Origin of the sequence: Mycobacterium sp., from assembly GCF_025965855.1 — a bacterium.
In the GTDB taxonomy this organism is placed as follows: Bacteria; Actinomycetota; Actinomycetes; order Mycobacteriales; family Mycobacteriaceae; genus Mycobacterium.
The window spans coordinates 1-11,454 of sequence record NZ_JAOPWB010000117.1 but is presented as its reverse complement, the minus strand read 5'-3'; the positions used below and the strand labels follow the sequence as shown (position 1 = coordinate 11,454).

The following is an 11,454-nucleotide window of genomic DNA, read 5'->3' as shown; positions in this document are numbered from 1 at the left end:
CGACCTCCACGCTTTGTACCTCCGATGCGATTGTCGTCGCGTCGCGGCCGTCGGTCCCCACCCTCGCGGGACGAGCGTGGGCGGCTTGTCCTGTGCCGGCGGTACATGACCTGACCAGCCGGGTGGTCGACGCCGCTTCGGGGGACTTAACCGCTGCCATATTTCCGAGCGACAGAGCGGTGACTGTTCTTGATGGCCGGCCCAACTCCTCCGACGGTCGTCAAACTCGGGATACCCAACCAGGTGCCTCCACCGGCCCTCCCCCACACCGAGCCCTGTTGATGTCAATGGGCGGATCTACTATCGGGATTCCAAAGAGCGGCCGCTCGAGCGGAGCCGCCCAGGACCGGTTCGTGGCGCGCAAACACACGATAGGCGTAAACGCGGGTCACTTCGCCGGCGTCAGCAGGTGCCAGTCGTCGGGCACGCCGAGGGTCTTCACTATCTTGCCCTCGGCGTCGAAGTGCACCGTGATGGCGCCGAGTCGTAGATCGGTCAGGGTGACCCTGTCCCACGCCGTCGGCAGTTGCGGGCAGACGGTGACCTTCTTGTGTGGCACGTGGTGGTCCAGCCCGAGGAACGACCGCAGCAGCAGCACGGCGCAGCGCTCGCCCACGCCCTGCGGCGAGCACGAAGTTGGGTACGGCACCGGCGAGGAGAACTGCGACCGGGGTAACCCGCAGTACAGCTCGGGCAGCCGCCCTCCGAACGCCTCGGCCGCGTCGAGCAAAGCCGCTCCGCGAGCGCCACGGCGCCCGGTATGTGCCGATAACGCAGCAACCCAGCCACCGCGATAACCGTGTCGTGCGGCCAGATCGAACCGTTGTGGTAGCTCATCGGGTTGTAACTGACCGGTGAAACCGAGTTCCAACTGATGTGGCAGCGACCCAGGCACCCCAGGCGGGACCGTTGCTACCACTGAGCGGCTGAGCGGCTGACCCGTTTGGCACATTACGGCACAGCGGGGGGTTGACCATTGGCACAGCGGGGGTTGACCGTCATGGCAGTTACCCCGTTTGACCTGGGAAACACCGGTGGGCGCGGACGGTATCGAACCGCCGACCGCTGGTGTGTAAAACCAGAGCTCTACCACTGAGCTACGCGCCCCATGCCCGCCGCAGGCTACACGCCCGGAGGCGGAGCACCCAAAACATTCAAGCCCTCAGAGCCGCCAGCGCGTCAGTCCACAGCCGCTGGTCGCGGGCCTCACCGGGCCCTTTCATCTCGGCGAACCGGATGATCCCGGACCGATCGATGACGTAGGTACCGCGATTGGGGTAGCCGGCGTCGGAGTTGAACACGCCATAGGCCTGGCTGACCTGGCCGTGCGGCCAGAAATCCGACAGCACGGGAAACATGAACCCGCTCTCGAGGGCCCAGATCTTGTGCGTGGGCGGTGGCCCCACCGAGATCGCCAACGCCACGCTGTGGTCGTTTTCGAATTCCGGCAGGTGGTCGCGCAGCAGATCCAGCTCACCCTGGCAGATCCCGGTGAATGCCAGCGGGAAGAACACCAACAGGACGTCCTTGGCCCCGCGATAGGAGCTCAGGGTGACGGGCTGCTGATCCTGATCGCGCAAGGTGAAGTCGGGGGCCGTGGTGCCGACGGGCAGCATCAACGCTTCCCGGTTCGCGACTTGGGCTGTACCAGCCGGCTGGCGCTCCAGTCGCCGAGGTTGACCGACGACGTCGGCATCAGGCCGGCGGTGGGGGCCGCCTCCGCGATCTCGGCGGGCAGCACGTGACCGGGCTTGCCGGTCTTGGGCGTCAGCACCCAGATCACGCCGTCCTCGGCCAGCGGGCCGATCGCGTCCATCAGCGTGTCCACCAGGTCACCGTCCCCGTCGCGCCACCACAGCAGCACGACGTCGATCACCTCGTCGCTGTCCTCGTCGAGCAACTCGCTGCCGCAGGCCTCCTCGACCGCGACGCGGATGCCGTCGTCGGTGTCCTCGTCCCAGCCCCATTCCTGGACGACATGGTCTCGTTGGATGCCCAGTTTGCGAGCGTAGCTCGGGGCGTCATCCGCCGCGACCACCGTGGAGCCTCCTACATCTGTCCGCAAGCTATTTGCGCGCCGTGCGATGGGAATTATCGTCGCACAGCCAGAACGCGGTCTATACCCGTGCCTCGTCAGGCGCCTCAGAAGGATGCCAGGCAGAGTTTCAGCGCCTTCGTCTTGGTGTCGTTGAGCTGGTCGACGCGCCGGTTGAACTCCGATATCGACGCGTGCGTGCCGATGGCGTTGGCCACCCCGCGCGCCGCGTCGACATAGGCGTTGAACGCGTCCCGCAGCTGCTGCGACAGTGCGTCGCTGAAGCTGTTGGAGACCGTGGTGGCGCTGTCGTTGAGCGCGCCGATCGCCGGGCCTTCGGCAGGGCCGGTGCTGCGGCCGGCATTGAACGCCGAGACGTAGTCGTTCACCCTGTCGATCGCGTCCTTGGCGGAGGTGGCCAGCGTGTCGCACGAGGTGCGCACCGCCCTGGTCGTCAGCGACTGCTGTCGCTGCGACTCGCGGACGCGCGACGTCGCCGACGAGGCCGACACCGACGCGGACACCGACTGCCGGTAGGCCGGGGCGACATTCGTATCGGGCGTGGCGGTGCCCTTGGTGACGGTGGTACACCCCACAATCCCCATGATCACCGCCGCGACACAGCCGAGCGCCAGCGCGCCTCGCTTGGGGATCTCCCCCGGGTGCATGCGAGGGACGGCACGCCATCCGATGAGCACGATCGCTGACGTTACCGGGTCCCGATTCTCACCGCGGCTACCCGCCCGGAACGTCGGTGCGGCACGATAGGGAGACACAACGCAAGCCGTTGCCCCGCCGACTACAGGAGCGGAAGTTGACCACCGAGTTCGCGCGCCACGATCTGGCCAAAACCCAAAGCAGCGCAAGCGAACCGGACCGCGTTCGGGTGATCCGCGAAGGTGTGGCGTCCTATCTGCCCGACATCGACCCCGATGAGACGTCGGAATGGCTCGAGTCCTTCGACGAACTGCTGGAGCGCTCAGGGCCGGCGCGGGCGCGCTACCTGATGCTGCGGCTGCTGGAACGCGCGGGCGAGCAGCGGGTGGCCATCCCGGCGCTGACGTCGACCGACTACGTCAACACCATCCCGACCGAACTCGAACCGTGGTTCCCCGGCGACGAGGACGTCGAACGCCGCTACAGGGCGTGGATCCGATGGAACGCCGCTATCATGGTGCACCGCGCCCAGCGCCCGGGAATCGGTGTGGGCGGCCACATTTCGACCTACGCCTCGTCGGCGGCGCTGTACGAGGTCGGCTTCAACCACTTCTTCCGCGGCAAGTCGCATCCCGGCGGCGGGGACCAGGTCTTCATCCAGGGCCACGCCTCCCCCGGCATCTACGCCCGCGCCTTCCTCGAGGGCCGGCTGAGCGCATACGAGCTCGACGGCTTCCGCCAGGAGCACAGCCACGCCGGCGGCGGGCTGCCCTCCTACCCGCACCCGCGTCTGATGCCCGACTTCTGGGAATTCCCCACCGTGTCGATGGGCCTGGGCGCGCTCAACGCCATCTATCAGGCGCGGTTCAACCACTACCTGCACGACCGCGGCATCAGGGACACCTCCGACCAACACGTGTGGTGCTTCCTGGGCGACGGCGAGATGGACGAGCCGGAGAGCCGCGGCCTGGCGCACGTCGGGGCGCTCGAGGGCCTGGACAACCTGACCTTCGTGATCAACTGCAACCTGCAGCGCCTCGACGGCCCGGTGCGCGGCAACGGAAAGATCATCCAGGAGCTGGAGTCGTTCTTCCGCGGCGCCGGCTGGAACGTCATCAAGGTGGTCTGGGGCCGCGAGTGGGACGCCCTGCTGCACGCCGACAAGGACGGCGCGCTGGTCAACCTGATGAACACCACGCCCGACGGCGACTACCAGACCTACAAGGCCAACGACGGGGCCTACGTGCGTGACCACTTCTTCGGTCGCGATCCGCGCACCAAGGCGCTGGTCGAGCAGATGACCGACTCGGAGATCTGGAACCTCAAGCGTGGCGGCCACGACTACCGCAAGGTCTACGCCGCCTACCGCGCCGCCGTCGACCACAAGGGACAGCCGACGGTGATCCTGGCCAAGACCATCAAGGGCTACTCGCTGGGCGCGCACTTCCAGGGCCGCAACGCCACCCATCAGATGAAAAAGCTTGCGCTGCAAGACCTCAAGGACTTCCGCGATGCCATCCGGATCCCGATCGACGACGCTCAGCTGGAGGAGGATCCCTACCTGCCGCCCTACTATCACCCCGGCCCGGACGCCCCGGAGATCCGCTACCTGCTCGACCGGCGCCGCGCGTTGGGGGGGTTCGTCCCGGAACGCCGGACCAAGGCCCGGGCGCTGACGCTTCCCGGCCGCGACACCTACGCCGCGCTGAAGAAGGGATCGGGACACCAGGAGGTCGCCACCACCATGGCGACGGTGCGAACGTTCAAGGAAGTGTTGCGGCACAGGGAGGTTGGGCCGCGGATCGTGCCGATCATTCCCGATGAGGCGCGCACCTTCGGGATGGACTCGTGGTTCCCGTCGTTGAAGATCTACAACCGGCTTGGCCAGCTGTACACCGCCGTCGACGCCGACCTGATGCTGGCCTACAAGGAAAGCGAGGTCGGCCAGATCCTGCACGAGGGCATCAACGAAGCGGGGTCGGTGGGCTCGTTCACCGCGGCCGGCACGTCGTATGCGACGCACAACGAGCCGATGATCCCCATCTACATCTTCTATTCCATGTTCGGGTTCCAGCGCACCGGCGACGGACTGTGGGCCGCCGCCGACCAGATGGCGCGCGGCTTCCTGCTGGGTGCCACCGCGGGGCGCACCACGCTGACCGGGGAGGGCCTCCAGCACGCCGACGGGCACTCGTTGCTGCTGGCCGCCACGAATCCGGCGGTGGTGTCCTACGACCCGGCGTTCGCCTTCGAGATCGCCTACATCGTGGAGAGCGGGCTGGCCCGCATGTTCGGGGAGAACCCGGAGAACGTGTTCTTCTACATCACCGTCTACAACGAGCCGTACGCGCAGCCGCCGGAGCCGGACAACTTCGATCCGGAGGGCGTGCTGCGCGGCATCTACCGCTACCGGGCCGCTCCCGAACAACGGGCGAACAAGGCGCAGCTTCTCGCCTCCGGGGTTGCCATGCCGTCGGCGCTGCGGGCGGCCGAGATGCTGGCCGCCGAGTGGGACGTCGCCGCGGACGTGTGGTCGGTGACCAGCTGGGGCGAATTGAACCGCGATGGCGTCTGCGTCGAGAAGGCCAGGCTGCGCCACCCGGACCAACCGGCCGGGACCCCGTACGTGACCCGGGCGCTCGCGGACGCCGGCGGCCCGGTGATCGCCGTATCGGACTGGATGCGCGCCGTGCCCGAGCAGATCCGGCCCTGGGTGCCGGGCACCTTCGTCACGCTGGGCACCGACGGGTTCGGCTTCTCCGACACCCGGCCCGCCGCGCGGCGCTTCTTCAACACCGACGCCGAGTCGCAGGTCGTCGCGGTGCTCGAGGCGTTGGCGCGCGACGGTGAAATCGATCCGTCGGTGCCGGTCGCGGCCGCCCGCCAGTACCGCATCGACGACGTGCAGGCCGCGCCCGAGCAGACCTCCGACCCCGGGGTGGCCTGACCCCGGCGGCGGCGACACACCGCCACGACGCGAGCATCTTTGGCGGAATGCTCCAGAATTGTGGCGTAGGTTTTAGGCGTGAATGACAACGCCTTCGCTGGTCCGTTTGCGAAGCATCCAAGGTCACCGCTCGAACTGCTGGACACCGTTCCCGAATCCCTGCTGCGGCGCTTGAAGCAGTACTCGGGGCGGCTGGCCACCGAGGCTGTCAACGCGATGGGAGAGCGGTTGCCGTTCTTCGCCGACCTGGAAGCGTCGCAGCGGGCCAGCATGGCGTTGGTGGTGCAGACGGCCATCAACAACTTCGTCGAGTGGATGCACGACCCGCACAGCAACATCAGCTATACCGCGCAGGCCTTCGAACTGGTGCCCCAGGACCTCGCCCGTCGCATCGCGCTACGCCACAGCGTGGACATGGCGCGCGTCACCATGGACTTCTTCGAGGAAGCGGTGCCGCTGGTGGCCCGCTCCGAGGAACAGTTGACCGCCCTGACGGTCGGCATCTTGAAGTACAGCCGCGACCTGGCGTTCACGGCGGCGTCGGCCTACGCGAACGCCGCCGAAGCGCGCGGCACCTGGGACAGCCGGATGGAGGCGAGCGTCGTTGACGCCGTGGTCCGCGGCGACACCGGACCCGAACTGCTGTCCCGCGCGGCAGCGCTGAACTGGGACACCACCGCGCCGGCGACGGTCGTGGTCGGAACGCCGGCACCCGGCCGTGACGGCGCGGACGGCGAGGGCGGCAGCGAGCGGGCCAGCCAGGACGTCCGCGACATCGCCGCGCAGCACGGCCGGGCGGCGCTCACCGACGTACACGGCACCTGGCTGGTGGCGATCGTTTCCGGCCAGTTATCACTCACCGATAAATTCCTGGGTGATCTGCTGAGCGCGTTCTCGAACGGCCCGGTGGTCATCGGGCCCACGGCGCCCATGCTGACCGCGGCCTACCACAGCGCCAGCGAGGCCATCTCCGGCATGAACGCCGTCGGCGGCTGGCGCGGCGCGCCACGGCCCGTGCTGGCCCGGGAACTGCTGCCCGAGCGTGCCCTGATGGGCGACGCGTCGGCGATCGTCGCGTTACACACCGACGTGATGGGGCCGCTGGCCGATGCCGGGCCCACGCTGATCGAGACGCTCGACGCGTACTTAGACTGTGGCGGCGCGATTGAAGCTTGTGCCAGAAAGTTGTTCGTTCATCCAAACACCGTGCGATACCGGCTCAAGCGGATCACCGACTTCACCGGGCGCGATCCCACTCAGCCCCGCGATGCATATGTGCTGCGTGTGGCTTCGACGGTGGGCCAGCTGAACTATCCCGCGCAGCCGTCCGGCGTCGCCAGCAAGGCGGCGGTACCGGTCCCCCTGCCGGTCAGGAGTGGTATTCCGGGCGCGTCGCACCGATAGTGATCCAGCCAACACATCGCGGCGCGGTATCAAAACCGTAGCTTACGGAGCCGTTTTGTAAGGTGTATACAAAAACCTAAGACGAGGTTCATAATCTGTTACACCCGCCAAAACCGTTTCCACAGTGTTCTCTTAGACACGTGATTGCATTTCTTGCGCCCGGACAGGGCGCGCAGACGGAGGGGATGCTGTCGCCGTGGCTGGAGCTGCCAGGCGCCGCAGACCAGTTGGCCCTGTGGTCGAAAGCCAGCGGCCTGGACCTGGTGCGCCTCGGGACCACCGCGTCGACCGAGGAGATCACCGACACCGCGGTCACGCAGCCCCTGGTCGTCGCGACCACGCTGCTCGCTGTCCAGGAGCTCAGCAGGCGCGGCCTGCTCACCGACGCAGAATCCATCGTTGCGGGTCACTCCGTCGGGGAAATCGCCGCCTACGCGATTGCCGGCGTGCTCGCGGCCGATGACGCCGTCGCGCTGGCCGCCACCCGCGGCGCCGAAATGGCCAAGGCCTGCGCCATCGAGCCCACCGGCATGTCCGCGGTGCTCGGCGGCGATGAGGCCGAGGTGCTGAGCCGCCTCGAGGAGCTCGAGCTGTTCCCCGCCAACCGCAATGCACCCGGGCAGATCGTCGCCGCGGGCCCGCTCGCCGCGTTGGAGAAGCTCGCCGAGGACCCGCCGGCCAGGGCGCGGGTGCGCGCCCTCGGTGTGGCGGGGGCGTTCCACACCAAGTACATGGCTCCGGCCCTGGACGGGTACGCCGCTGCGGCGGCCGCCGTCACGACCGCCGAGCCCACCGCCACGCTGCTGTCCAACCGCGACGGAAAGCCCGTCGCCTCGGCGGCGGCCGCGATGGACACGCTCGTCGCCCAGCTGACCCAGCCGGTGCGCTGGGACCTGTGCACCGAGACGCTGCGTGAGCACAATGTCACGGCGATCGTGGAGTTTCCCCCGGCGGGGACCCTCACCGGCATCGCCAAACGCGAGCTTCGGGGGGTTACGGCGCGTGCCGTGAAGTCACCCGCAGATCTGGACGAGTTGGCAAACTTCTAACTTGCCGGCTAACGCCAGAACAATAACAACTGCAAACGTCAATCCGATTTGCACACAACATATTACGAAGGGAATAGGCCGTGGCCGTCACTCAGGAAGAAATTATTGCCGGTATCGCCGAGATCATCGAAGAGGTGACCGGTATCGAGCCCTCCGAGGTCACCCCGGAGAAGTCGTTCGTCGACGACCTGGACATCGACTCGCTGTCGATGGTGGAGATCGCGGTGCAGACCGAGGACAAGTACGGCGTCAAGATCCCCGACGAGGACCTCGCCGGCCTGCGCACCGTCGGTGACGTCGTCGCCTACATCCAGAAGCTCGAGGAAGAGGACCCCGAGGCCGCCGCGGCGCTGCGCGCCAAGCTCGAGACGGAGAACCCCGAAGCTGTTGCCAGCGTCAAGGCGAGGCTGGAAGCGGACAGCAAGTGACCAAGCCTTCCACTGCCAATGGCGGTTACCCCAGCGTTGTGGTAACCGCCGTCACGGCGACGACAGCGATCGCGCCGGACATCGAGAGCACGTGGAAGGGTCTGTTGGCCGGCGAGAGCGGCATCCGCGTGCTCGAGGACGAGTTCATCACCAAGTGGGACCTGCCCGTCAAGATCGGTGGACACCTCAAGGAGCCAGTCGATAATCACATGGGCAGGCTCGACCTGCGCCGCATGTCCTACGTCCAGCGGCTGGCCAAATTGATAAGCGGTCAGCTTTGGGAGACCGCGGGCAGCCCCGAGGTCGATCCCGACCGCTTCACCGTCGTGGTCGGCACCGGTCTGGGCGGCGCCGAGCGGGTCATCGAGAGCTACGACCTGATGAACGAGGGCGGGCCCCGCAAGGTGTCCCCACTCGCCGTTCAGATGATCATGCCCAACGGTGCCGCGGCGGTGGTGGGTCTGCAGCTCGGGGCCCGCGCCGGGGTGATGACCCCGGTGTCGGCCTGCTCGTCGGGCTCGGAGGCCATTGCCCACGCCTGGCGCCAGATCGTCATGGGCGATGCGGACGTCGCCGTCTGCGGCGGCGTGGAGGGCCCGATCGAGGCGCTGCCGATCGCGGCGTTCTCGATGATGCGGGCCATGTCGACCCGCAACGACGAGCCCGAGCGTGCCTCGCGTCCGTTCGACAAGGACCGCGACGGCTTCGTGTTCGGCGAGGCCGGGGCGCTCATGCTCATCGAGACCGAGGAGCACGCCAAGGCCCGCGGCGCCAAGCCGCTGGCCCGGCTGTTGGGTGCCGGTATCACCTCGGACGCCTTCCACATGGTGGCGCCCGCGGCGGACGGCGTGCGTGCCGGTCGGGCGATGACACGATCGCTGGAGCTGGCGGGCTTGTCCGCCAAGGACATTGACCACGTGAACGCGCACGGGACGGCGACGCCGATCGGTGACTCCGCGGAGGCCAATGCAATTCGGGTCGCCGGTTGCGAGCGGGCCGCGGTGTATGCGCCGAAGTCGGCGCTGGGCCACTCCATCGGCGCGGTCGGCGCGCTGGAATCCGTCCTGACGGTACTGACCCTTCGGGACGGCGTCATACCGCCCACCTTGAACTACGAGACCCCCGATCCCCAGATCGACCTTGACGTGGTCGCGGGCGAACCCCGCTACGGCGAATACCGTTACGCGATCAACAACTCGTTCGGGTTCGGCGGCCACAATGTAGCGCTCGCCTTTGGGCGCTACTGAGCACGGAAGGAACGTAGGCACAAGCCATGACAGAGCTGGTTACGGGTAAAGCGCTCCCGAACGTGGTGGTTACCGGCGTTGCCATGACGACCGCGCTCGCAACCGACGCGGAGAAGACGTGGAAGCTGTTGCTTGACTGCCAAAGTGGGATCCGTACCCTCAACGACCCGTTCGTCGAGGAATTCGACCTGCCGGTCCGCATCGGCGGGCATCTGTTGGAGGAGTTCGACCACCAGCTGACGCGGATCGAATTGCGCCGGATGGGTTACCTGCAGCGGATGTCCACCATTCTGAGCCGGCGCCTTTGGGAGAACGCCGGCTCGCCCGAGATCGACACCAACCGGTTGGCGGTGTCCATCGGCACCGGCCTTGGCTCGGCCGAGGAGCTCGTCTTCAGTTACGACGACTTGCGCACTCGCGGCATGAAGTCGGTCTCTCCGCTGGTCGTGCAGAAGTACATGCCCAACGGCGCCGCCGCCGCCGTGGGGCTGGAACGGCACGCCAAGGCCGGGGTGATGACGCCGATATCAGCGTGTGCATCCGGTTCGGAGGGCATCGCCCGTGCCTGGCAGCAGATTGTGCTCGGTGAGGCCGACGCCGCGATCTGCGGTGGCGTGGAAACGCGGATCGAGGCGGTGCCGATCGCCGGGTTCGCCCAGATGCGCATCGTGATGTCCACCAACAACGACGACCCCGCCGGTGCGTGCCGCCCGTTCGACAAGGACCGCGACGGCTTCGTGTTCGGCGAGGCCGGAGCGCTCATGTTGATCGAGACCGAGGAGAGCGCCAAAGCTCGCGGCGCCAACATCCTGGCCCGGATCATGGGGGCCAGCATCACCTCGGACGGCTTCCACATGGTGGCGCCGGATCCCAACGGCGAGCGAGCCGGACACGCGATCACCCGGGCGATCCAGCTCGCGGGCCTCACCCCCGGCGACATCGACCACGTCAATGCCCATGCCACCGGCACACAGGTTGGCGACGTGGCCGAGGGCAAGGCCATCAACAAAGCGCTGGGCAGCAACAAGCCGGCGGTGTACGCACCCAAGTCCGCGCTCGGCCACTCGGTTGGTGCGGTCGGGGCGGTGGAATCGATCCTGACCGTGCTCGCGTTGCGGGATCAGGTGATCCCGCCGACACTGAATCTCATAAACCTCGATCCAGAGATCGATTTGGACGTGGTGGCGGGCAAGCCGCGGCCGGGCGACTACAAGTACGCGATCAACAACTCGTTCGGATTCGGTGGTCACAACGTGGCGATCGCCTTCGGGCGGTACTAAACCCGCGCTATAGCCCGGGCACACTCGGAACAGGAGACCTGCGATGACAATCATGGCCCCCGCGTCGGTTGGCGAGTCGCTCGACCCTCGGGACCCGTTGCTGCGTCTGAGCAGTTTCTTTGACGACGGCAGCGTGGAACTCCTGCACGAGCGTGACCGCTCCGGCGTGCTGGCCGCCGCGGGGACCGTGAATGGTCTGCGCACCATCGCGTTCTGCACGGACGGGACCGTGATGGGCGGGGCCATGGGCCTCGAGGGTTGCACGCACATCGTCAACGCCTACGACACCGCCATCGAGGAACAGAGCCCGATCGTGGGCATCTGGCACTCGGGCGGGGCCCGGTTGGCCGAGGGTGTCCGGGCGCTGCACGCGGTCGGGCTGGTGTTCGAGGCCATGATCCGCGCGT

Annotated in this window: 10 protein-coding genes, 1 tRNA gene and 1 pseudogene; 7 read left to right on the top strand and 5 right to left on the bottom strand. The window is 67.3% G+C overall.

Going from position 1 to position 11,454, the window contains the following annotated elements; genetic code table 11:
* Window positions 1–388 precede the first annotated feature (388 nt).
* From JWP83_RS09185 to JWP83_RS09165, 5 genes and pseudogenes are all read right to left on the bottom strand, one after another.
* Window positions 389–849, bottom strand: a pseudogene (locus JWP83_RS09185) (amylo-alpha-1,6-glucosidase); the annotation flags it as partial.
* Between the two features lie 186 nt (window positions 850–1,035).
* A tRNA-Val gene (locus tag JWP83_RS09180) sits at window positions 1,036–1,107 on the bottom strand.
* A 47-nt stretch (window positions 1,108–1,154) separates the two neighbouring features.
* Window positions 1,155–1,616: a peroxiredoxin gene (locus JWP83_RS09175; protein WP_297729025.1), complete on the bottom strand. Its 462-nt coding sequence runs from the start codon at window positions 1,614–1,616 to the stop codon at window positions 1,155–1,157.
* On the bottom strand, window positions 1,616–2,038 hold the full coding sequence (locus JWP83_RS09170; RefSeq protein WP_297729022.1) for a DUF3052 domain-containing protein: 423 nt from the start codon (window positions 2,036–2,038) through the stop codon (window positions 1,616–1,618). The genes JWP83_RS09175 and JWP83_RS09170 overlap by 1 nt, the downstream gene beginning before the upstream one ends.
* Window positions 2,039–2,142: 104 nt before the next feature.
* Window positions 2,143–2,733 carry a hypothetical protein gene (locus JWP83_RS09165; protein WP_297729019.1) on the bottom strand — a complete coding sequence of 197 codons (591 nt, stop codon included), beginning with the start codon at window positions 2,731–2,733 and terminating at the stop codon, window positions 2,143–2,145.
* Window positions 2,734–2,849: 116 nt separating this feature from the next.
* On the opposite strand from JWP83_RS09165, the gene aceE reads away from it, so the two are divergent.
* The 7 genes from aceE to JWP83_RS09130 form a co-directional block, all read left to right on the top strand.
* A complete protein-coding gene (gene aceE / locus JWP83_RS09160) occupies window positions 2,850–5,639 on the top strand; it encodes a pyruvate dehydrogenase (acetyl-transferring), homodimeric type (RefSeq protein WP_297729015.1) in 2,790 nt (929 codons plus the stop codon).
* Between the two features lie 78 nt (window positions 5,640–5,717).
* A complete protein-coding gene (locus JWP83_RS09155) occupies window positions 5,718–7,043 on the top strand; it encodes a CdaR family transcriptional regulator (protein WP_297729012.1) in 1,326 nt (441 codons plus the stop codon).
* Between the two features lie 140 nt (window positions 7,044–7,183).
* Window positions 7,184–8,092, top strand: a complete 909-nt coding sequence (locus tag JWP83_RS09150) for an ACP S-malonyltransferase (RefSeq protein ID WP_297729009.1) — start codon at window positions 7,184–7,186, stop codon at window positions 8,090–8,092.
* 80 nt (window positions 8,093–8,172) lie between these two features.
* Window positions 8,173–8,520: a meromycolate extension acyl carrier protein AcpM gene (acpM, locus tag JWP83_RS09145; RefSeq protein ID WP_297729006.1), complete on the top strand. Its 348-nt coding sequence runs from the start codon at window positions 8,173–8,175 to the stop codon at window positions 8,518–8,520.
* Window positions 8,517–9,767 (top strand): 3-oxoacyl-ACP synthase KasA, encoded by a 1,251-nt coding sequence (gene kasA / locus JWP83_RS09140; RefSeq protein WP_297729003.1) that lies wholly within the window; start codon window positions 8,517–8,519, stop codon window positions 9,765–9,767. Before acpM ends, kasA begins: the two co-directional genes overlap by 4 nt.
* 26 nt (window positions 9,768–9,793) lie before the next feature.
* A complete protein-coding gene (gene kasB, locus JWP83_RS09135; RefSeq protein WP_297729000.1) occupies window positions 9,794–11,047 on the top strand; it encodes a 3-oxoacyl-ACP synthase KasB in 1,254 nt (417 codons plus the stop codon).
* A 43-nt stretch (window positions 11,048–11,090) separates the two neighbouring features.
* Window positions 11,091–11,454 (top strand): carboxyl transferase domain-containing protein (locus JWP83_RS09130; RefSeq protein WP_297728998.1); only part of this gene is annotated, 364 nt, incomplete at its 3' end.

Coding starts and splice junctions, on each gene's coding strand:
- JWP83_RS09175 (WP_297729025.1), bottom strand. CDS start 1,616: ATGCTGCCCGTCGGCACCACGGCCCCCGACTTCACCTTGCGCGATCAG.
- kasB (WP_297729000.1), top strand. CDS start 9,794: ATGACAGAGCTGGTTACGGGTAAAGCGCTCCCGAACGTGGTGGTTACC.